The 21,980-nt window shown below is 58.9% G+C and carries 19 protein-coding genes; 9 read left to right on the top strand and 10 right to left on the bottom strand.

Annotation, left to right across the window (positions count from 1 at the left end; translation table 11 throughout):
• Nucleotides 1-15: 15 nt before the first annotated feature.
• Together J3362_RS10525 and J3362_RS10520 are read right to left on the bottom strand one after the other, a co-directional pair.
• Nucleotides 16-462 (bottom strand): flavodoxin, encoded by a 447-nt coding sequence (locus J3362_RS10525; RefSeq protein WP_349519578.1) that lies wholly within the window; start codon nucleotides 460-462, stop codon nucleotides 16-18.
• A gap of 79 nt (nucleotides 463-541) precedes the next feature.
• Nucleotides 542-1,645, bottom strand: a complete 1,104-nt coding sequence (locus tag J3362_RS10520; RefSeq protein ID WP_349519576.1) for a GGDEF domain-containing protein — start codon at nucleotides 1,643-1,645, stop codon at nucleotides 542-544.
• Nucleotides 1,646-1,852: 207 nt separating this feature from the next.
• On the opposite strand from J3362_RS10520, the gene J3362_RS10515 reads away from it, so the two are divergent.
• Entirely contained in the window at nucleotides 1,853-3,412 is a 1,560-nt protein-coding gene (locus J3362_RS10515) for an inorganic phosphate transporter (protein WP_349519574.1), read from the top strand.
• Nucleotides 3,413-3,501: 89 nt separating this feature from the next.
• Nucleotides 3,502-3,768 carry a hypothetical protein gene (locus J3362_RS10510; RefSeq protein WP_008173512.1) on the top strand — a complete coding sequence of 89 codons (267 nt, stop codon included), beginning with the start codon at nucleotides 3,502-3,504 and terminating at the stop codon, nucleotides 3,766-3,768.
• Nucleotides 3,769-3,938: 170 nt separating this feature from the next.
• On the opposite strand, the gene panP is transcribed toward J3362_RS10510, so the two are convergent.
• From panP to J3362_RS10490, 4 genes are all read right to left on the bottom strand, one after another.
• Nucleotides 3,939-5,615, bottom strand: a complete 1,677-nt coding sequence (panP, locus tag J3362_RS10505; RefSeq protein WP_349519572.1) for a pyridoxal-dependent aspartate 1-decarboxylase PanP — start codon at nucleotides 5,613-5,615, stop codon at nucleotides 3,939-3,941.
• Between the two features lie 194 nt (nucleotides 5,616-5,809).
• Nucleotides 5,810-6,154 (bottom strand): DUF503 domain-containing protein, encoded by a 345-nt coding sequence (locus J3362_RS10500; protein WP_349519570.1) that lies wholly within the window; start codon nucleotides 6,152-6,154, stop codon nucleotides 5,810-5,812.
• Between the two features lie 197 nt (nucleotides 6,155-6,351).
• Nucleotides 6,352-8,052, bottom strand: coding sequence for an isovaleryl-CoA dehydrogenase (locus J3362_RS10495; protein ID WP_349519569.1), 1,701 nt, complete (start codon nucleotides 8,050-8,052; stop codon nucleotides 6,352-6,354).
• A gap of 2 nt (nucleotides 8,053-8,054) precedes the next feature.
• A complete protein-coding gene (locus J3362_RS10490; protein ID WP_349519567.1) occupies nucleotides 8,055-8,687 on the bottom strand; it encodes a TetR/AcrR family transcriptional regulator in 633 nt (210 codons plus the stop codon).
• Nucleotides 8,688-8,959: 272 nt separating this feature from the next.
• Between J3362_RS10490 and J3362_RS10485 the strand changes: the two genes are divergently transcribed.
• From J3362_RS10485 to J3362_RS10465, 5 genes are all read left to right on the top strand, one after another.
• Nucleotides 8,960-9,181, top strand: coding sequence for a hypothetical protein (locus tag J3362_RS10485; RefSeq protein WP_008173503.1), 222 nt, complete (start codon nucleotides 8,960-8,962; stop codon nucleotides 9,179-9,181).
• 157 nt (nucleotides 9,182-9,338) lie between these two features.
• Nucleotides 9,339-10,361 (top strand): lipase secretion chaperone, encoded by a 1,023-nt coding sequence (locus tag J3362_RS10480; protein WP_349519565.1) that lies wholly within the window; start codon nucleotides 9,339-9,341, stop codon nucleotides 10,359-10,361.
• Between the two features lie 140 nt (nucleotides 10,362-10,501).
• A complete protein-coding gene (hemB, locus tag J3362_RS10475; protein ID WP_349519563.1) occupies nucleotides 10,502-11,521 on the top strand; it encodes a porphobilinogen synthase in 1,020 nt (339 codons plus the stop codon).
• A gap of 51 nt (nucleotides 11,522-11,572) precedes the next feature.
• Nucleotides 11,573-13,714: a polyphosphate kinase 1 gene (ppk1, locus tag J3362_RS10470; protein WP_349519561.1), complete on the top strand. Its 2,142-nt coding sequence runs from the start codon at nucleotides 11,573-11,575 to the stop codon at nucleotides 13,712-13,714.
• Between the two features lie 21 nt (nucleotides 13,715-13,735).
• Complete coding sequence (locus J3362_RS10465; RefSeq protein WP_349519559.1) at nucleotides 13,736-15,025, top strand: DUF945 family protein; 1,290 nt, start codon at nucleotides 13,736-13,738, stop codon at nucleotides 15,023-15,025.
• 62 nt (nucleotides 15,026-15,087) lie between these two features.
• Here J3362_RS10465 and coaD read toward each other — a convergent pair whose 3' ends face one another.
• The 4 genes from coaD to J3362_RS10445 all read right to left on the bottom strand — a co-directional run bounded on the left by coaD (nucleotide 15,088) and on the right by J3362_RS10445 (nucleotide 19,774).
• Nucleotides 15,088-15,564 carry a pantetheine-phosphate adenylyltransferase gene (coaD, locus tag J3362_RS10460; RefSeq protein WP_008173494.1) on the bottom strand — a complete coding sequence of 159 codons (477 nt, stop codon included), beginning with the start codon at nucleotides 15,562-15,564 and terminating at the stop codon, nucleotides 15,088-15,090.
• A 338-nt stretch (nucleotides 15,565-15,902) separates the two neighbouring features.
• Nucleotides 15,903-17,492, bottom strand: a complete 1,590-nt coding sequence (locus J3362_RS10455; protein ID WP_349519557.1) for a GMC family oxidoreductase N-terminal domain-containing protein — start codon at nucleotides 17,490-17,492, stop codon at nucleotides 15,903-15,905.
• Nucleotides 17,493-17,520: 28 nt separating this feature from the next.
• Complete coding sequence (locus tag J3362_RS10450; protein WP_349519556.1) at nucleotides 17,521-18,159, bottom strand: hypothetical protein; 639 nt, start codon at nucleotides 18,157-18,159, stop codon at nucleotides 17,521-17,523.
• Nucleotides 18,160-18,328: 169 nt separating this feature from the next.
• The gene (locus tag J3362_RS10445; RefSeq protein ID WP_349519554.1) at nucleotides 18,329-19,774 is read right to left on the bottom strand and encodes a coniferyl aldehyde dehydrogenase; all 1,446 of its coding nucleotides are present in this window, start codon (nucleotides 19,772-19,774) and stop codon (nucleotides 18,329-18,331) included.
• 192 nt (nucleotides 19,775-19,966) lie between these two features.
• On the opposite strand from J3362_RS10445, the gene J3362_RS10440 reads away from it, so the two are divergent.
• Together J3362_RS10440 and J3362_RS10435 are read left to right on the top strand one after the other, a co-directional pair.
• Nucleotides 19,967-20,647 carry a TetR/AcrR family transcriptional regulator gene (locus J3362_RS10440; RefSeq protein WP_219120837.1) on the top strand — a complete coding sequence of 227 codons (681 nt, stop codon included), beginning with the start codon at nucleotides 19,967-19,969 and terminating at the stop codon, nucleotides 20,645-20,647.
• A gap of 291 nt (nucleotides 20,648-20,938) precedes the next feature.
• Nucleotides 20,939-21,949, top strand: a complete 1,011-nt coding sequence (locus J3362_RS10435) for a TRAP transporter substrate-binding protein (RefSeq protein ID WP_349519552.1) — start codon at nucleotides 20,939-20,941, stop codon at nucleotides 21,947-21,949.
• The last annotated feature ends 31 nt before the right edge of the window (nucleotides 21,950-21,980 follow it).

The following is a 21,980-nucleotide window of genomic DNA, read 5'->3' as shown; positions in this document are numbered from 1 at the left end:
TTTTGTAGTCAGCGCTCAGATTTGCTCCAGCCATGCCCTGACCCAGGGCAGTGCTTCGGCTTCCGGCTCCATGGTTTCCAGGGCGTCGATCCTGAGCGTGTTTCCGACCTTGCGGGCCGCGGTTTCGTAAAGCGCTTCCTCCATCAAGTCCCCGGCGCCGCAGAACGTGTCTCCGTAGGAGCTGTCACCCAGCACGATGATGCCAAACGGCCGGCCCGGTTGTTGGGGCAACTGCTCCCGCAGGTCCAGGTAGAAGGGCAGCAGATTGGCCGGCAGTTCACCCTGTCCGGTCGTGGAGGTGCATACCAGAAGCGGATCGTTGTTCGACGTGATGTCATCCAGTACCGGTTTCTCCAGCACAGTGACGTGGTGACCCTCGCTTTCCAGCTGTTTCCTGAGAGTTCTGGCCGTCAGGAGCGCGCCACCATAGACGCTGCCCACCAGGATTCTGATTGATGTCATAGGTTACCCATTGGCTGCCTGAGGATTGACCATACGGTCGTTCGGTGGCGCACGATCATAGCGGGAGTGCTTTGCTGCCTCAAGTTGAGGGAGTAGGTGAGGGCTCGCTTTCCTGGCTACGAACCCGGGGTGCTATCCGGTTACGTCCGGATTCCTTGGCATTGTAGAGATGCAGGTCGGCCTGTTTGAGCAGATCGTCCAATGATCTGGCCTTGGCAATGGAGCAGACGCCGGCACTGATGGTCACCGGCAACGCCTGATCCCTGAACCGGAACGAGTGCCTGGACACGTCAGAACGCAACCGCTCTGCCAGGGTCAGCGCCTGCAGCAGGGAGGTATCCGGCAACAAGATCAGAAATTCCTCACCGCCCCATCGGGCTGCGACATCCGCCTGCCGGATCACCGTTCTCATCAGTCCGGCGAACTCGCGGAGGACGTCATCACCGGCATCGTGGCCGAACTGGTCGTTGATCTGTTTGAACAGGTCCAGATCGATCAGGGCAATGGAGAAGTGGTGGCCGGAACGTTGGTACCGGGAAAACTCCATGGCCAGACGATTCTGCATGTCGCGCCGGTTGGCAAGCCTGGTGAGTTCGTCTGTTCGTGCTGCATGTTCATGGGTTTCAGCGAGGGTGAGAAGTTCATTGCGTGCCTTCAGGCGGCTGGCTTCAAGCACGAAGCAGAAAATGGATTCGAAGGTCAGGGCCGCGAAAAACCGGATCTTGAAATCCATGCTGTATTCCGTGGATACCAGCGGAAGGCCGGGAAACTGGAATACCACTACGGCAACCAGGTAGCAGAACAGCAGAACCGCCGTGCCGGTTTTGAGATCGGTCAGATAAAACAGGAGAGGGGGGAAGACATAAAACCAGAGCGGTCCGGTGTTGCTCTCGCCGCCGGAGGCGATCAGGTAGGTGAACAGCAGCCCAACAATCAGGATCATCCCCGCTTTCTGGCGGGCACGGTTTCCGGTACTTGCAAAGTAAAGCATGTTCAGGGCAATCAGGCCGATAAAAGACCAGAGCACCCAGGCATGGGTTGTGTGGCCGGCAAACCAGGCCTTGGCGCCGATGCCAATCAGGAAACCAATGGCGGTTGCAGACAACCAGGTCAGAAGTCGCGAGACCTGGGCATCTTCCCGTTCGCCGGCAGCGCGCTGCCCGGAGGAAGTTGGATGGGGCATGGAGACCTTGTTTGCTATTTTTATAATTTTGACGCTGATCGCCGGAATTATGGGTCAATTTAGTGAATTTTTGCAGTTCCGTCTGTGATGTGTTTACTTTGTGTGAAATGTGGCCGTTTTATTTCATTTTCATGTCAAAAATTTTATAGTTGCCGCGCGACAGAGCTCGCCCCCAATCCCCACAGACTAAACGAGACCTGAGCTGTTATGGCCCGTTCGAGCGGATTACTGGATACCCTTCTCACCAGCCCTACCACGGAACGATACAGGGTCGGCATCAGCCTGCTTTTCCTACTTGGCGTGTGGCTGACTGTCGGATCTTTCAGTCAGGGAATGCCCAATAGTATGCTGCTGATGGCCGCTGCGGTCATTGGCGGTTACATGGCGATCAATATCGGCGCCAATGACGTTGCCAACAACGTAGGGCCTGCTGTTGGCTCCGGGGCCCTGTCCCTGGGTGCGGCCGTGGTGATTGCCGCCATTTTTGAAGCAAGCGGCGCAATCATTGCCGGCGGTGATGTGGTTTCCACCATCAAGGGCGGCATCATCGATCCCTCGAGCCTTGAAGAAGGCCGGGCTTTTGTCTGGTTGATGACCGCAGCCTTGCTGGCGGGTGCGCTCTGGTTGAATCTGGCCACCTGGATGGGAGCACCGGTTTCCACGACGCACTCTATCGTTGGGGGTGTTCTCGGCGCCGGTATCGCTGCCGGCGGCTGGGGTATCGCCGACTGGGCAGTGATGGGCAAGATTGCCGCCAGCTGGGTGATTTCCCCGGTTCTTGGTGGTGCGCTGGCGGCCCTGTTCCTGTTCGCGATCAAGAAGACCGTGCTTTATCGCAAGGAGGTCATTCCGGCCGCCCGAACGTTCGTGCCATGGCTGGTCGCAATTATGGCCTGGGCTTTCGGCACCTATTTGATGATCAAGGGCGTCAAGAAAATCGTCAAAGTCGATTTCATGGAAGCGACTCTGATCGGCCTCGCTGCCGCCGCCGTGGTGTTCTTTGTCATGCGTACCCTGGTGGGTCGCATGGCCTCGACCATGGAAAACAGCTCCGCCGGGGTAAACACCCTGTTCACCTGGCCGCTGATCTTTGCCGCGGCGCTGCTGAGTTTCGCCCACGGCGCCAACGACGTGGCCAACGCCATTGGTCCACTGGCCGCGATTAACGACGCCCTCTCTGCTGATTCGGTGGTTATGTCAGCGAACATTCCCCTGTGGGTGATGATGGTGGGTGCCCTGGGTCTGGCCGTTGGCCTGATGCTGTTCGGCCCTCGCCTGATCAAGACTGTCGGCAGTGAAATCACTGAACTGGATAAAACCCGGGCGTTCTGTATCGCGCTTTCGGCAGCGCTCACGGTGATCCTTGCGTCTCAGCTTGGCCTGCCGGTCAGCTCCACCCATATCGCGATTGGTGGGGTGTTCGGCGTTGGCTTCCTTCGGGAGTACCTGAAGTCCAACTATGCAACCCAGCTTCACAAGATCATGGAGCACCATGATCCTGCCGAGCAGGAGCGTCTGAAGCCGTTCCTGGATGATTTCCGCAACGCGTCGGTTGAGGAAATGGAGAATCTGCTCAAGCGGGCCAAGAAGAAAAAGCAGGTCCCTCTGTCCAAGTCCGAGCGTAAACGCCTGAAGAAGATCTACCGGGAAGAGCTGGTGAAACGTTCGCATCTGGTGCGCATTGCCGCAGCCTGGATCATCACCGTACCGGCATCGGCCATTATGGCTGCGATTCTGTTCTTCACCCTGCGAGGCTTGTTGATCTGACCGGGCTGGTTGTATAAACCGAGTTTGGTCATACTATCTGTAAAAAGGGGTGTTTCACCCCTCAAGCCTATTTGTCCGTGGAGTGAAGTATGAGTTCATCCGTTGAAGGCCGTCAGGCGAAGATGATTAATGAGCTGAGGACCTTCATCAAGAAGGTTTTGAGCGACCCGACCATTGCCGTCAAGTCCATGGAGATTGCTCGCAAACACCGGGGTCAGCCAAATGCCGAGGAGCTGATTGCGCAGGAAATCAGTGCCAGCACCAATATCCGGATTCCGGAGAACTGGAGTGAGGCAGACAAGATGTTCCTGGATATCATCCATGATGTTCTGGATGATGAAGAGGCGCTTTACTGATCTATTCCAGGCTCTTGGCCTGAAACCTCGGGAGAGGAGCCGGCTGGCGGGACGTTTCAAAAACACGCTGTGAATACGTCCCTGTACGCTTGGCTCCGCCATCCCTGGCTCCGCACAGTTTTTGAAACGTCCCCCCAGCCGACTTCAGGCTCCAGTGTTTGCCGCCGTTTTCAAGCCTGTCTGGCGTTTGGCTGCGCCTGTTTTAATACAGCATCTGCCATCTGATGGAGAATGCTGATCTCATCCTCGATCCCTTCATCCCGGGACAACTCTCTCTGTTCCGAAAGGATGTCTGCCAGGATTTCTTTGGTGGTCAGAGGGTTGGCCAGTACCACCCGGAAAACGATGCACGGGAAGTTGTAGTAACGGGCCGGCTCCAGTCGGGTCCGTGACACGAAGGCCTTGCCCCGTTCCCGCTGGGTTTTCTGGATGAACTTGGTGATCCGGTTCAGGCAGGTGTTGAGCTTTTCTGCCTGCAGTGGATCGGCGCAGGCCAGGGCTTCCTGAACGTTTTCCGGGCAGTAGCGGTAGGTCAGGATGTTCAGTTCCGGTCTCGTGACCAGTTCGAAATCCGGCTCCGCTTCGATCATTTCCGCGAAGGTCTTGGCTTTGTCGATGCCCTGGTCGATCAGAATCTCGTAGCCTTCTCTGGCCAGGATTTTCAGGCCCGAATGGATCAGCATGGACATGCCGGGCCGTGAGCCTTCGAGGGTTGTGCTGCCAAGATCTCGGGAGCCTTTACGGATGATGTACTGGGCGTGGTGTTCCACCGCACTGGCGAGGCTCGGGTCGCGGAATACGACCAGGCCCACGCCCATGGGCACATAGAGCTGCTTGTGCGCGTCGAAAGTGACGGAATCTGCCTTCTCGATGCCGCGCAGCAAGTGTTTGTAGGTGCGGGAGAACAGGGTCGGCCCGCCCCAGGCGGCATCCACGTGGAAGTGGGCGCCGAATTCCCGGGCGATGTCGGCCATGGCGTCCAGGGGGTCGACGTTACCGGTTTCGGTAGTGCCCGCCACGCCGCAGATGGCCATGACCTTGATCTTCTGACGCTGCAGTTCCAGGCACTTGTCCCGCAGGGCATCGGTGTTGATGCGGTTTTCGTCGTCGGTATCCACCGGAATCAGGGATTCCCGGCCCAGGCCGAGTACGTCAGCGGCTTTGCGCAGGGAATAATGGCCGCGGCGCGAGACGACGATGGCGGCGCCTTCGTAGCCGTAGTATTTCAGCGCCCGGAACAGGCCTTCCTGGTGCAGTCCGCGGAAGCTTCCCTCGGCCGGGAAGGCTCGGTTGCGGGCAACCCACAGGGCGGTTAGGTTGGCGACTGTACCACCAGAGCACATGGCGCCCAGGGCGTAGCGGGGGTCGTGCATCCACTTGCGGTAGAAGGCGCCGTCTTCCTGGTATACCAGCCGGTGAATCATGCCCAGCACCTGGCGCTCCATGGGGGTAAACGCCTTGGATGTTTCTGTTTTGACGAGGTTCTGGTTCAGGGCAATCATGATTTTCGACAGCGGCAGCATGAAATACGGCAGCGCTGAGGTCATGTGCCCGATAAAGGCCGGCGAGGCGGTGTGAACGGAGTTTGCCACCAGTTTGTCGAGCAGGAACTGGGCCTGTTCAGACACGAAGACGGGCTTCTCGGGGATGCTGTAGTCGGAGAAGTCTTTCTCCACATCCGAGAGGTCCCGTTCAACCGCAACGATGTGTTCCTGCAGGAAGCCTGCAAGATTGCGGGAGATGTTCTGGTCAATCCGGCTCAGCGTGGATTCCGGTGCCTCGGGCACCGTGAACACGCGATACATGGCCTCAACCGAGGCCTGTGCGGATTTTTTCTTTCCGGTCATAGGCGCCACTCACATTCAGTGGTCATCCGAAGGGCCGGTTCCGGATGCCCTGCGGATACGGCCGGCATTCATGTCCGGCGTTAGTTTCTGGTCACCTGCTTGTGGCAGGTGCACTGGCATCCCTGAGGGGGCGTAGTATACGGCCTGACGACAGGTTACGCCACACGGCCCCGGCTCGGGTTATTGCGTCCCGGTCAGAGTATTTCCCGGTGTATATCCAGTATGGCAGCATCCACCCGTTCTTCGATGGCTTTTTCAATCTGGTCCAGGCGTTGGGTAATCTGCTGGGAGGAGGTGCCCAGGGCGGCGATGGTCCAGGTGGCGCAGTCGAGGGCCTCCAGGTCGGCGGTTTCGGCAACGGCCAGGTCGGGCTCTTTGCCCCAGACGGCCTTCAGGGCGGTGAAGACTTTGCGCTTGGCTTTGAGGTCGTCGCAGCCGTAGAGCTGGAAGTGCAGGGTCAGGACGCCTACGTGGGGCGTGATGACCGGCTGCTGGGGCTTTTGGCCTTCCCGCAGGAGTTTTCTCAGGGCTTCTGACATGTCTGGTTCCGGCTTTGGTGCTGGAACCGGCGAGGGTAGACTCTCCAAAACACGCTCCTTGCGGCACATCCCTGTGGCGCTTGGGCTCCGCCATCCATGGCTCCGCACAGTTTTGGAGAGTCTGCCCCCGCCGGTTCGCGAACAGTTCAGTTGGGGTCCGCCAGATCGAAGCGTTCGTGGCCCGGCAGACGCCGATTCTAGCCTACTACAGGCGTCGCCCGTTTGATAATGGCAGCGGGATCGGTGCCCGAAGGCAGGTTGCCGTAGTTCATGCCGCCGCCGGATTGCAGGCGGGAGGCGCAGAAGGCGTCGGCCACGGCGGCATCCGAGTGGCGGAGCAGCAGGGAGCCCTGCAGGGCCAGGGCCATGCGGTCGACCAGGTTACGGGCGCGGTACTGGAAATCGCTGATGTCGGCGAAGTCGTGTTGCAGCTGCGCCAGGAACTGATCGAAGCGGCGGTCGGCGCCTTTGGCTTCGGCGGCTTCCCGGAAGAAGGCGTCGAGGGTTTCGGGCTCTTTTTGCAGGGCGCGCAGGGTGTCCAGGCACTGGACGTTGCCGCTGCCTTCCCAGATGGCGTTGACTGGCGATTCCCGGAACAGGCGGGGCATGATGCAGTCTTCCATCACGCCGCTGCCGCCGATGCATTCCATGGCTTCGTAGGCATGGTTCGGGGTGCGCTTGCAGATCCAGTATTTGCCCACCGGGGTGGCCAGGCGAGCCAGGAGGCGTTCGTGTTCCTTGTCCTGATTGTCCAGGGCGCGGGCAATGCGCATGGTATAGGCCAGTGCCGCTTCACTTTCCAGAGCCAGGTCGGCCAGGACGTTCTGCATCAACGGCTGTTCGATCAAACGGTTGCCGAAGGCACTGCGGTGACGGCAATGATGGCTGGCCTGGGCGATGGCCTGACGCATGCCGGCGGAGCTGCCGATCATGCAGTCGAAGCGGGTCATGGCGACCATTTCGATGATGGTGGGTACGCCGCGGCCTTCTTCACCGACCATCCAGGCCAGTGCGCCGCGCAGTTCAGCTTCGCTGGAGGCGTTGGCGATGTTGCCCATCTTGTTCTTGAGACGCTGGACCTGCCAGGGGTTCTTGGTGCCGTCCGGGCGCCAGCGGGGCATCAGGAAGCAGGACAGCCCGGCCGGGGTCTGGGCCAGTACCAGGAAGGCATCGCACATGGGCGCGGAGACAAACCATTTGTGGCCAACCAGTTCATAGGCCTGTCCGGGGCCTACGGCTCCAATCGGGTAGGCTCTGGTGCTGTTGGCCCGGACGTCGCTGCCGCCCTGCTTTTCAGTCATGGCCATGCCGATGGTGACAGAGCGTTTCTGGCCGTCCGGAAGGTTGCGGGAGTCATAGCTGTCGGCCAGGATGCGCGCTTCCCAGTCCGCTGCCAGTTCTGGCTGTTTCCGAATAGAGGGAATGGCCGCGAAGGTCATGGTGACCGGGCAGCAGTGGGCAGCCTCCACCTGGGAGTGCATGTAATACTTGGCGGCGCGGGCCACGTGGGCGCCCTGGCCGGGATGGCTCCAGGGACTGCTGTGCAGGCCATTTTCGAAGGCGATCCGCATCAGTTCGTGGTACGCGGGATGGAAGTCCACTTCGTCAATGCGGTGGCCGAACCGGTCATGGGTGTTGAAGACCGGTTTGTTGGCGTTGGCGCGGAAACCCAGGTCGATGGTTTCGGCGGCGCCGGCCAGGGCGCCGAACGCCCTGAGGTCCTCTGCGGCATTGCCGGCACCTTCGCGGAGAGCGGCTTCCTGCAGGGCAATGTCCTGCTCGAACAGGTTGTAGTTCTCCAGCGCCGGGGGCTGGTTGAAGACCTCGTGGGTGGCGGCCAGGTAGCGATCTTCCTGTTCGGTTGATGGCATCTCTGGCTGGGGCTGCCGCGCGCTCATAGCTATCTCCTGGTGCCGGTCAACCCCTGCATACAAAAGCGGATGATGGAATTGACCAGCGGGTCATTGTTGTCTTCTGTTGCGCTGTCCGCCTCGCTGGTCTGTGTCGGTGACAATGGGCCAACCAGGCTTTCTGCAATAGCGCCTACCAGGCAGGTACTGCTCTGGCGGGCGTCCTGATCCGGAACGCATCCTTCATCAATGCCTTCGCGGATCGCCTTCTCGAACAGGTTGGCGTAGGCCTTGCGGTACGCCAGTCGTTCCTCTTCCACTTTCGGGTCCACCGGCTCGGCGATCAGTGACCAGGCCATTTGCGGGCCTTTCAGTGCCCGCTCGGCAAATTGTCTGAGTGCCTGCTCAAGCCGCTCGGCGGCGCTGCCATCGGAGGCCAGAGCTTCGGCGACCTTGTCGACTTCCCGCTGAGTTGCCAGCCGGAAAATTTCGGCGAACAGGTCCTCTCTGGACTCGAAATGCCGGTAGATAGTTCCTGTGGCAACGCCGGCCAGCCCGGCTATCCGGGTTACCCGTGCGCTTCGAAAACCGCCCTCGGCCACGCACTGATAGGTGCAGTCCACAATCCGTTTGCGCGCCTCCGCCTTGCGCTGGCGCATTTTTTCCGTTTCTCGATAGGCCATTCGGGCTCCCTATAAGCAGTGAATCACTATTCATTCTTTGTGTCAATTTTTTAATCTACAGAGGAATATAAAATTTCCGCATATAATTCAATTGGTTGTTTATAGTTACAAAAAGTTACAAAAAAGGCGTTGCCAATAAATAGCGTGGTCACGAAAAGCAGATTATAAAGACGCCAAGACGAAGCCGCAGGCGGTCGTTCGTCGATACGGAGTGAGCTTCCCTGCGGGGTCGCAGCACTCGACCATCTGTTTTCGTTGATGGAGAAAAGATCATGAGTGAATTCGACGAAAGCAACCTGGAGCAGTCCGGAAGCTGGACCAGCGACAGTGACGACAACCATTCCATTGCCGGCCGTGCCCGCGTTCGTGCACAGTTGCAGGCAGACATTGAAGCGTTCCTGAGCCAGGGCGGAAGGATCCAGGAAGTAGATACCTCCTTCCGTTCTGATACACCACGCAAGGTGGAAGTGGGTTTTAACAACCGCTCCCTCTGAACGTTCAGACGGCAGGCCGGGGCGCTTGGCCCCGGCTCCGTTTTTGATCCCTGTCTCGGTATGACCTGTCAGCGTCGTTTATCCTCGTTCATTATCATTTTGCGCCGTTAGCGCGGGCAAATCGCCAGTCACCCGTAATCCGGACTCCCGTGTGGTAATGAAGCCCCCTATTCGTCTTTTTCCTGTTTTGCTACTGATCATAGCAGCTGTTGCCAGCTTCTGGCTGATGACGGCAGACCCGGTTGCCGACGGTGAGCCGGTCGTGTCGGCGCCTGTTGGTGAGCCTCTGAAACCACTGAACAATGAGAAGGGCGCTTCTGCGCCGTCCGACCTGGTAAACAATGCTTCCACGGTCCGTGTTCCCGAGCAGTTGCCGGCCTCGCTGACAGGCACCTCGGTCCCGGATGGTTGGGCCCGGACGGACAGGCTTGGCAATCTTATCCCGACCCCGCATCTGCGGCAGCTGTTCGAGTATTTCCTGTCAGCCCTGGGAGAGGAATCGCTGCAAGAGTTGGTGGCGCGCATTGAAACGGCTCTGTCGGTCCTGGACGAGCCGGCGAGATCCCAGGCCCTGGCAACTCTTGGAAACTACCTCGAATACAAACTGGCGGTTTCTGAGCTGGAACAAAGCTACGGTGAGGTATCCGGGCTTGGCGCTGGTGAAATGCAGCGCAGGATGGCAGAGATCCAGGCGCTGCGCCGGACCTGGCTGGACGCTGATACCGCCGCCGCTTTTTTTGCCGACGATGAGGCAGTCGACCGATTCCAGATCGAAAAGCTCAGGATCGCAAGCGATGACAGCCTGACCGATGAGCAAAAATTAGAGGCTCTTCGCCAGGCTGAGTCTGCCTTGCCGGAGCCGCTCCGCAGGGCCAGGGAGGAGACCCGGCGGTTCGCAGACTATGAACAGGTTCGCCGGGAGCTGGCGGATGATCCCCGGGCGCTCGATGCCTGGCGTCAGGAGGCCTTTGGGGAAGCAGCGGCGGACAGGCTGGCCCGCCTTGAGGAGGAACAAAAGAGCTGGGACCGCCGCTGGCAAGCCTATTCACAGGAGCGGGATCGGCTGTTGTCGTCCGGGCTCGCCGAGCCGGAGCGTCAGCAGGCGCTGGAGCGACTCAGGGCGAGTCACTTCAATGAAACCGAACGGGTTCGTGCCGAGGCGCTGGATTCGATACGGTAATTGCCCTGTCATTTAATCGCCTTAACCTGCTGAGGGAGTCTGCAACCAGCGGCGTCGGCCGTGTATGATGCTCAAAGGGCGCCCGGCGGATGCCGAGACGATCCATCAGACTTTTTGTTCAGCCATTCAGGAGGTTGTCAGTGCCGATTCCGACTCCCCGTACTTTTCCTGCCACTCGCTTACGCCGTAACCGGGCCAGCGATTTCTCGCGTCGCCTGGTTCGGGAAAACCAGCTCACGCCGGACAACCTGATCTATCCGGTGTTCGTGCTGGAGGGTGAGGGCCAGCGGGAACAGGTGCCCTCAATGCCGGGGGTGGAGCGTCTGAGCATTGATCTTCTGGTCGAACAGGCCGCGGAGCTGGTGGAATTGGGTATCCCGGCGATCGCTCTGTTCCCGGTGGTTCCGGCCGAGAAGAAAAATCTCTCCGGCTCCGGGGCCTGGGATTCCGATGGCCTGGCGCAGAGAGCAGTTCGCGCCCTCAAGTCTGCCCACCCGGAACTCGGGGTGATTACAGACGTGGCGCTGGACCCGTTCACCACTCATGGCCAGGACGGCATCATCGATAACGACGGTTATGTCCTCAATGACGTGACTGTCGAGGCACTGGTCAATCAGGCGCTCTCCCATGCCGACGCCGGCGCCGATGTGGTCGCACCGTCTGACATGATGGATGGCCGGATTGGTGCCATTCGCGAAGCCCTGGAGAACGGCGGCCATGTGAACACACGGATCCTGGCCTATTCTGCCAAGTACGCATCGAGCTATTACGGGCCTTTCCGCGATGCGGTAGGCTCGGCCGCCAATCTCGGCAAGGGTAACAAGGCCACTTACCAGATGGATCCGGCCAACGGAGACGAGGCATTGCATGAGGTCTCGATGGACCTGGCCGAAGGCGCGGACATGGTGATGATCAAGCCCGGTATGCCGTATCTCGATATCGTGCACCGGGTGAAGACGGAGTTGCGGGTACCGACGTTCGTTTACCAGGTCAGTGGCGAATACGCCATGCACATGGCCGCAGCCCAGAACGGCTGGCTGGACGGGAATGCGGTGATGATGGAAAGCCTGATGGCCATGCGCAGAGCCGGGGCCGACGGAATCCTGACCTACTTTGCCGTGCGCGCGGCCCGACTGATGCGGGATCGTCAGCGCGGATAAGGCCAAAAAATCATTCGCCATCAGTGGCGAACACACGGGAATCGAGGAACCATGACAACGGAAACGGCGAAGAATAAGACGGCAGGGGATGACCGGAGTGTGCCTGCGCCGGTGGATGTGCCCCCGGTTGGCGAGGAGATCAACCTGGATGCCAATGAAAATTACTTCAATAGGGAACTGAGCCAGCTCCAGTTCAATTACCGCGTGCTCAAGCAGGCGCTGGATACGACCCACCCGTTGATCAATCGTCTGATTTTCTGCTGCATTTTCAGCAGCAACATGGACGAGTTCTTCGAGATCCGTGTGGCCGGTCTAAGGCAGCAGATGAAATACGGCCGTGAGACCGTTGGTGCCGATGGCATGATGCCGGACCAGGCCCTGGCGGAGATCAGCCGTGTTGCTCACGAGTACATTCGCGAGCAGTATGACATACTGAATAATGTGCTGATTCCCGAGATGGAACAGCAGAACATTCACTTTGTCCGGCGCCGGGAGTGGACGCCAGAGCAGGCGGAGTGGGTGCGCACTTACTTCGAGGAGGAGATCCTGCCAGTGGTCAGCCCCATCGGGTTGGATCCTTCGCACCCGTTCCCACGTCTGGTCAACAAAAGCCTGAACTTCATTGTTGAGCTTGACGGCAAGGACGCCTTCGGGCGGGAAACCGGCATGGCGATTGTGCCGGCTCCGCGTTCGCTGCCCCGCCTGGTCCGTCTGCCTGATGATGTCTGCAATGGTGGCGAAAACCTGGTTTTCCTGTCGTCCATGATCCACGCCCATGCCGACGAGCTTTTCCCCGGCATGGAGGTGAAAGGCTGCTATCAGTTCCGGCTGACCCGTAACGCCGACCTTGAGCTTGAAGACGATCTGGAAGACCTGGCCTCGGCCCTGCGTGGTGAGCTGCTCAGCCGCCGGTTTGGCGACGGCGTGCGCCTTGAGGTTGCCGACAACTGCCCGGAAGAGCTGGTTCAGTTCCTGCTGAAGGAATTCGGTCTGACCGAGCGCGATCTTTACCAGGTCCATGGCCCGGTGAACCTGACCCGATTGATGGCGGTCGGAGGGCTGGTGGACCGTCCGGACCTCACCTATTCCGGTTTTTCGCCGTCGATTCCCAAGCTGATACGCAGCAAGGAATCGATGTTCGATGCGATTCGCAAACGGCCGATACTTCTGCTGCATCCCTACGAGAATTTCAGCCCGGTGGTGGACTTGCTGCGTCAGGCCGCCAAGGATCCACAGGTTCTGGCGATTCGCCAGACCCTTTACCGCACCGGGGCAGACTCGGAGATTGTCGAGGCGCTGGCGGATGCGGCCCGCCGCGGCAAGGAAGTGACCGCAGTTATCGAGTTACGTGCCCGGTTCAGCGAGGCCGAGAATCTGGAGCTGGCGAGTCGGCTCCAGGAGGCCGGGGTGATCGTGGTTTATGGTGTGGTGGGTTACAAGACTCACGCCAAGATGATCCTGATTGTCCGTCGCGAAGAGGGCCGTCTGCGTCGCTATGTGCATCTTGGCACTGGCAACTATCACGCCGGCAACGCCCGTCTTTATACCGATTACAGTTTCATGACCTGTGATGAGTCTATCGGCGATGACGTCAACAAGCTGTTCCAACAACTGACCGGGATGGGCAAGGCACTGAAGATCAAGAAGCTCTTCCACTCGCCATTCACGCTCCATGCGCGTCTTCTCAGCCTTATTGAGCGCGAAGCGGGCTATGGGGAAAAAGGCCGGATTATCCTCAAGTTCAATGCGCTCACCGAGATCCAGCTGATCAAGGCACTTTATCGGGCATCTCAGGCAGGCGTGAAGATTGATCTGATCGTTCGTGGTATCTGCTGTCTGCGCCCGGAGGTGCCAGGTCTTTCCGAGAACATTCGGGTAAGATCCATCATCGGTCGCTTTCTGGAGCATACCCGGGTGTATTATTTCGGCAATAATGGCCGCCCGGATGTGTACTGCACGAGTGCCGATGGCATGGAGAGGAACCTGCTCAGCCGGGTGGAAACCGCTTTCCCCCTGGACGATCCTGATCTTGCCGCCCGTGTCAGAGAGGATCTGGATACCTACCTGGCCGACAACTGCCAGTCCTGGGTACTGCAACCGGACGGCAGTTACATTCAGAACCAGCCCGCAGAAGGCGAAGAGCGCCTTGCCTCACAATTGGTGTTGCTTGAACGGCTGACCGGAAAAACCTGATTCCCGAACTGGAGAAAGTGTTTGAACACCAAATGGATGATTGCCGGCGCTGGTGTGCTGGCTGTAGCGGGCGGCTTGCCCTGGGTCGTGGGATACGTAACTGAGCAGCAGTGGCACCAGGCAACAGCGGAGGTGAACGGTGCGCAACCTTTCCTTCGCATGGAAACGGATAACTATGAGAGAGGTATTCTTGGAGCCCGTTTCAGAGGTTCGGTGAACCTGATCAATCCGGAAACCGGTGAATCCCAGAAGCTTTCCTATCGGGCCAATGTCACCCATGGCGTGACCGGCAGCCTGATGGATTTCCAGCCCGAGGATGGCTGGGCCGCCGGCGATACCGACTGGTTCTCCGGCGAGGAGCCGAAGCTGACCCTGGAAACCCGTCTCTGGGGTACGGCTGTTCTCGAACTCGAAGCGCCCCAGATGACCTTGACGGACCCGGATACCGGGGAGACCCTGGCTTCAAGTGGCGGTTTGGCACGAATTGAGGTCAGTGACGCCGGTTCTCAGGCCGATGCCTTGATGGTCTGGCCGGGAGTAACCCTGTCCGGTCCGGAACTGGATATCCAGGTCAGCGATTTCCGCCTCGAGCAAACCATGAGTCATCTGACCGGTGAGGTCTGGACCGGCTCCGGCGAGATTGCGGTGGAATCGGTTGCTGTGACCCCGGCAGCGGAAGCCCCGTTCATGCTTCAGGGGATTTCGGTTCTTAGCAGCAGCGAGCCGGTCAACGATGGTGAGCGCCTGGATTCAAGAATGACGTTCGAGGTCGCTGGCGTTTCAACGGCCGATGAGCGTTATGGTCCCCAGAGACTGGTGTTCGCATTGTCGGGGCTGGATGTGGCGGCCTGGAGCAACCTGACCGAGAGTCTTTCATCCATGCAGGCACTGGCTATCACTCAGGCGTCTGGCGGTCCCCAGCAGTTTGAGCAGCAGATGGCCGCCATGCAGCAGGTGAATGCCGCCGTTCGGGATTTGGCAGCAGCCGGATTCTCGGTTGGTTTTCCAGAGCTGACCGTGACCACCCCGGAGGGTGTGATTGAAGGCAGCGCCCGGATCGCCCATCCGGAGCTGACGGCGGATCAGAAAGCCGAAATGTTGATGGTGATGCAGCAGTTGACCGGCGAAATGGATCTCAGTCTGCCGGTCGCGCTCGCGGAGGAATACCCGGAATTCCGGTTACAGCTGGCACCGCTGATTAAACAGGGGTTGCTGGTAGGGCAGGGCGACCGGCTGGTGCTTGATGCCAGTATGAAGGATCTTGTGCTGGACGTGAACGGTGTGGAAATTCCTTTGCCGCCGTTGCTTTGACGCCGCTGGTTCAGTGCCATAAAAAAGCCCCGCTGGTCGGGGCTTTTTTTGTAATTTCAGGTTCAGCTGAATTTCTTTTTCAGGGCAGCCTCTACCGCCGGATCAACAAACTCCGAGACATCGCCGCCCAGGGATGCAATTTCCCGGATCAGCGTGGAGGAGATGTAGGACAGGTGGTTGGCCGGTGTCAGGAACACGCTTTCCACTTCCGGCGCGAGCCGGCGGTTCATATCGGCCAGCTGGAATTCGTATTCGAAGTCCGACACCGCTCGGAGACCACGAAGGATCACGGTGGCGCCCTGTTCACGGACGAAATCGGCCAGCAGGTTGCTGAAGCCGGTGACGCTGACATTGGGGAGGTGCGCGGTTGCCTGGCGGACCAGTTCGCAGCGTTCTTCGAGGTCGAGAAGTGGCTGTTTCTTGGGGTTGTAGGCGATGGCGACGACGATTTCATCAAACATTCGGCCGGCCCGTTCGATCAGGTCGGTGTGGCCGTTGGTGATGGGATCGAAGGTGCCCGGATAGATGACTTTGGACATGCACAGCTCCTTTCTTTGCAAGAGCCTAGGATAGCAGCATTTTTTTGCCACCTGTAGTTGGCGGCCAGGGCATTGGTAAACGCATGTTGGCTATGCGGGTGGTGCCAGCTTGGAAGGGCTGATCCGGGAAACGCTACGAGCCCCCCTCCGGGGTCCGGCCAGCAATCATAGATTGCTGTCGTTCGCCTGCGCATGAAGCTTCGCTTCATAACCGCTTGTCTCACCCATGTGCGCTTGAGCGAAGCCATCCCTGGCTTCTCACATTCCCGGATCAGCCCTTGCAGCCGGCCCTGTCATCCCCGTGCAAGTCTCCCCGACGGGCAGCGTTAGCCGGCTGATCAAGACAGTCTCTGCGCAAGCCTGGTGCTGTTTCTGGCTGCCAAAGCATAAACCGACAGTTGCGGGTTTGCTCCGATGCTGGTGGGGAAGATCGAGGCATCGTGGATGCTGAGGTTGCTGACGTGGTGGTGCTCGCCAAAGCCGTTGACGACCGAATCTTGCGGATTGCTTCCCATGGCGCAGCCGCCCATCTGGTGGGCGGTGAACAGGCGGACCCGATGGGGTGCCATGGGGAGTTGGTTGATGGCTGCTTTGGCGTCGGTCCAGTTGGTGTACCAGTCGGAGTCCAGGTGCATCAGGCGGACTTTTTCGGCGCCGGCGGCGAACTGGATTTCGGCCATGGTGTGGAAGGCTTCGCGGATGCCGGTCCAGAGATAGTCGCTGATCGGGTAGTCCAGTACCGGGCTGCCGTCGTCGCGCAGGGAGACGGTTCCGCCGGGGCTTTCGGGGTGGAAGCCGTCCCGGAGCAGGGCGATGACGGACTGCATGTGGGGCAGGCCGGCCATGTTGTTGATCTGGGTTTCGCCGTGGCCGGGTATGACGCCGCTGGACATGCCCGGGTGCAGCGGTGGCACCTCGAGTTTGTAACCAACCGGGCCGTCGACGCCGTTTCGGAAGTTGAATTCGTCCGAGTAGATGGACTGGGGCGCGCCATAGAACGGATCGACGCGCTGAGGCATCTGGGCGACGGTGGCGTTGACCGGATGGATGAACGAACGCTTGCCGATCCGCTGGTGCGGGTCCGGGATGTTGGAGCGAAGTAACAGGCCGGGGCTGCCGATGGCGCTGGCGGCGACCACGAAGTGTCTGGCTTTGAGATTGACCTTGATGCCGGTCGGGGTGACGCCATCATCGGCAAACGCAGAAGCTTCCAGATGGTCGATCTGGTCCTCGTTCATTACCAGGCGGTCGGCGCGCAGGCTGTGGAACAGCCGGGCGTTGTTATCGAGCGCCCCCGGAATGGTGGTCATCAGGGCGCCCTGTTTGGCGTTGGTCGGGCAGCCGACGCCGCAATAGCCCAGGTTCCAGCAGCCTTTCACATTGCGGGGAATGATCTGCCAGCTGTAACCCAGTTTTTCGCAGCCCTGGCGCAAGATGTCGTTGTTGACGTTCGGGTCGACCTGCCACGGGGCCATGGAGTGGCGTTCTTCCCGGCCATCGAACCAGGGCGCCATGGCGTCCGGCCGAAGTTCGTCCAGGCCAAACTGCTCGGCCCAGTAATTGAGCGTGGGCGCCGGTGTCCGGAAACTGGAAGTCCAGTTTACCGTGGTGGAACCGCCCACGCAGCGGCCCTGCAAAATGGCGATTGCCCCGTCCCGGGTCACCCGGCTCATGCCTTCCTGATAAAGATTGGCATAGGAGGTCTGCTCGTCCATCTTGAAGTCTTTCTGATAGTAAAGCCGGCCCTCCTCCACGAGGATCACGGACAACCCGCTGCGGGCCAGAATCTCGGCGGTGGTGCCGCCACCGGCACCGGTTCCGATAACCACAACGTCCGCTTCTGCGGTCAGGTTTTGCGTCAGGAGGGCGCTATCGGTGACGTTCCAGCCTGATTCCAGGCCCTGGGCAATACGATCGGTCAATGACATGTTTGTGCTCCGTCAGATCAGCTGGCAATCAGGCGTTTTGGAATTGTGGCAATGCGTCGACCGCGTATTGCGGTGGTCCGGGATAGCCGGACAGGTGCCAGAAATCCCGATAGCCAAAAAACGCCACGTTGCTGATCTTGGTCAGCGCAATGTAGCCATTGTTGAAAAGCCCGATGCGGCTGGTGCGCCAGCGCTCCAGAAACGCGTCGGCTTCCGCCGTTGTCACATTCGGCCAGCTGGACCAGACCCGGGCAACGGTCACCCGGGTGAGCCCGAAGTTCAGCAGATCAAACAGTTGCCGAAGTTCCTTCTGGTTAGCTGGTCCGAACTTGTGGATGCCGGCATCAATCCGCTCGATAGTCCCGGCAATTGCCAGGTTTCTGGCCTGTGGCTGCTCTGGCAAACCCGGCCCAATCATGGCGGGCAACAAGGCCTCGAACAGCGCAATGTCATCCTCGTTTAAAAACCGGAACTGGTAGCTGGCGTCCATCCGGGTGCCAACGGCACTCAGCCGGCCCGCCGGCTGCGTGGCGCATCCGCTAAGCCCGGCGGTGACGCTGACGGTGCCCAGAAACACGGCACCGCCAAGTCCGGTTTTTAGAAAGCTTCGGCGGTTGAGATCGGCAAATTGAGGGTGTCCTGACGGATCAGGGATCTGTTTCTGCATGGGTGTGTTCTCGTTATTGTTTTTGGATAGCGGGGAAAATGCTGAATCGTCGCGGGCTGGTAGCCCCTTCCAAAACTGTGCAAAACAGGGATGTTTTGCTCAAGCCTACACGGACGTATTCACGGCGTGTTTTGGAAGGGGCTACCAGCCCGCGACAGACTCCGAGTTCTCAGCGGATAAAGAACTTGTAAACCAATTTGTGCGCAGTTGTCCCATGGGGCGCATAGACAAACTTGCCGCTGTTGAATTTCTGCTTGGTGAAAATGGCCCGGTGATGGGAGAAGGTCAGGAACCCCTCGCGGCCGTGATAGTGCCCCATGCCGGAATCACCGATGCCACCGAACGGCAGATCATCCTGGGCTACGTGCATCAGGGAATCGTTGATGCACATGCCTCCAGAGTGGGTGTTATCCACCACATGCTGCTGCTGGGTCTTGTCGTATCCGAAGAAATACAGCGCCAGAGGCCGCGGACGATCATTGATGTAATGAATGGCTTCATCCAGGCTGCCGTAACTGACGATCGGCAGAATCGGACCAAAGATCTCATCCTGCATCACCTTCATATCCGGCGTGGTGTTCAGCACCAGCGTCAGGGGTAGCTTTCGGGTGCCGTCCTTCAGATTCTCCCGGGCAGGGTTGATCTCCACCAGCTCGGCGCCTTTCTCCCGGGCGTCATCAAGGTAGCCTTGCAGTCGATCGTACTGCCGCTCATTGATGATGGCGGTGAAGTCGTCATTGTCCCGCAGGCTGGGATACATCTCGGAAAAACGGGCGCGGAACTCGTCGACAAACGACTGCACCCGGTCAGCGGGGCAAAGGACGTAGTCGGGCGCCACGCAGGTCTGGCCGGCATTGAAAGCCTTGCCAAAGGCGATCCTCTGGGCAGCGTCTTCCATGGGCACATCCGGAGAGACCACGGCCGGGGATTTGCCTCCCAGCTCCAGGGTGACCGGTGTCAGGTTTTCCGCTGCGGCCTTCATGACCAGCTTGCCCACCGATGTGGAGCCTGTGAACAGCAGATGATCAAACGGACGTGACGAGAAGTCCGCAGCCACGTCGGCCTCGCCATTAATAACCGAGACCAGGTCCTCGGGGAAGCTGGCTTCGATCAGCTCCTTGAACAGGGCTGAGGTGTGTGGCGTGTACTCCGACATCTTGATCATGGTGCGGTTGCCCGCTGCCAGGGATGCGACCAGTGGGCCCACCGCCAGGTACAGAGGGTAGTTCCACGGCACGATCACGCCAACCACACCCTTAGGCTGGTAGTGGACCTTGTTGCTGGCGGGCTGGAACAGCACGGAGACGTGGCGCCTGGACGGCTTCATCCAGCCGCTAAGGCTTTTCAGGGTGTAGTTGATGCCCTGGATCGACGGCATGACCTCGGCAATCAGGGATTCGTCCTTCGAGCGGCAGCTGAAATCCCGGTCGATGGCATCCAGAAGCCGGTCCTGGTTGTTGAGCAGAACCCGCTTGAGGCGTTTGAGGTTCTCCTGCCGCTCGGCAAGGGAGGGCATCGGATTGTTGCGGAACGCCTTTTTCTGATCCTCAAACACGCGGTGGGTGTGCTGGATCTGTTTCTTGCTCTCGGTGAGCTGGACGACAGTGGCTCCCATGATGCTTTCTCCTCATTGGTGCCGATCAGAGTCCGTCGGCGACCTGTTATTCCAGATATTGAAAGGCTGGCGAAAAAATACTCAATTTGCGTCTGGGGGTATTATTAGAGTATATACTCTAGTGAGTCAAGCGGAGGCGGGTGGCGAATCGGGCCATCTGTGAGCGACACAACAACAAACGCCGACGGGTCTATGAAGACAAGAGACAAAATTCTGCTCTCCAGCCTGGAGCTTTTTAACGAACGTGGCGAGCGCAACGTCACGACCAACCATATTGCGGCGCACCTGGCCATCTCGCCGGGCAACCTGTATTACCATTTTCGGAACAAGTCGGACATCATTTACGAGATCTTTCTGGAATACGAAAAACTGGTGGATTTCTACCTGGATATTCCGGAAGACCGGGCGATGACCCTGGACGACATGACCTTCTACCTGGAGTCGGTCTTCGACGGTCTCTGGAGTTATCGGTTCTTCCACCGGGATCTGGAATACCTTCTCGATAGTGATCAGAGGCTGCGCCAGGACTATCGGGATTTCACCAACCGCTGTCTGGCATCCATCAGTCGTATCTTCGAGAAGCTGGCGGAGGCGGGCATTATTGAACCCCAGGAAGAGGATCTCCGATCGGCCATGTCGCTGAACGTGTGGCTGGTGATTACCAACTGGATGGCTTTCCTGAAGACAGCACATGCAGCCGAGGCATCCGCCTGCCTGACGCTCACGGAGCTGAAGCAGGGCATCTACCAGGTGCTCACCCTGGAAATTCCCTATCTCACCCCGGCGTATCGCGAGCGTGTTATGGCGCTGAGAGAAAAATACCGGCCCTCACTTCATGAACTGGGCGACACCGGCACCGGGGTTTGTAAGTGAAACCCGAAAATGTGGTCAAAAAACGATCTATTCTGGAACTTTTGTCGAACACCACAGTCATATGGACTGACGTTGGGAATTCGGACATTCCTTGCGTCTCCTGAGTGCGATCTCAGGTTTTAGCACGTCGCAAACCCTGACGTTTCACCGGTCTGCTCTCTGGCAGGCCGGTTTTTTATTCCCTGCTGTTTCCTGTTCAAAAAACACCCTTGTAAGTGGTTTCCGAATTCGATACGCTTCTCATGTTACCGGTAACATATGCCGGCACAAAAACAATCAGGAGACGCGATTATGTTCCCGACCCGACTCGCGACTGGCCTACTGTCAGCTGCACTTGCCTTTAACGCCTTCGCGGCGGACTACACCTTCAAGTTCCAGTCCTCCGATCCCTCTGGCGTCAAGAACTTCGAGATTCAGCAACAATGGGCTGACCGCGTCGAAGAAATGACCGGTGGCCGTGTTGCCATTGATCTGCTGCCCGTGGGCAGTGTGGTAAGCCATACCGAAACTCTCGGTGCCATGAATATGGGTGTCCTGGATGGCCATGTGTCGGTGACCGGTTATTTTTCCGGCAAGGATCCCGCGTTCGGGCTAATTGGCAATACCGTGGGCGCCTGGTCCAGCCCGGACCAGCTCATCGATTACATCAATTATGGCGGTGGCTATGAGCTGATGAACGAGCTCTACGCGCCCTATGGCGTGAAGTTTGTTGGCGGTGGAGGCACGGGCCTGGAGTCGTTTGTTTCGAAGAAACCGCTGGACGGTGTGGAGGACCTCAAAGGCCTCAAGATGCGTGCACCGGAAGGTCTGGTGCAGTCGGTGTTTGCCGCCGCCGGGGCAGCGCCAGTGAACCTGCCAGGTTCCGAGGTCTACACCGCACTGAGCAAGGGTGTTATTGATGCTGCCGACTACACGGTGTTTTCCACCAACCACGAAGCCGGTTTGCACGAGATTGCCCCGCATCCGGTGTACCCAGGCTTCCACTCCCTGCCGCTGATCGAAATTGCCATGAACCTGGAAGATTGGGAAAAGCTTCCCGAGGACATTCAGACAATCATGACTGTCTCGGCCCGGGACTTCGCCCAGGATATCAGTACCCAGCTGGCCATGGCGGACAAGAAGGCCGTCAGGGAAGCCCGTGACAATCCTGATATCACCGTTCATGACTGGTCGGCGGAAGAGCGCCGGAAGTTCCGCACCATTGCCCGGGACCAGTGGAAGAAATACGCCGAGCAATCCCCCAATGCCGAGAAAGTCTATCAGTCGGTAACCGGCTATCTGGAATCCCAGGGCCTGCTCTGAAGGCGATGCCCCGTAACCAGTAACCGGGCGG

Origin of the sequence: Marinobacter sp. NFXS11 (assembly GCF_040148675.1) — a bacterium.
Classification (GTDB): domain Bacteria; phylum Pseudomonadota; class Gammaproteobacteria; order Pseudomonadales; family Oleiphilaceae; genus Marinobacter.
Note: the sequence above shows the minus strand (reverse complement) of the source record. Positions and strands in the feature narration are given on the sequence as shown.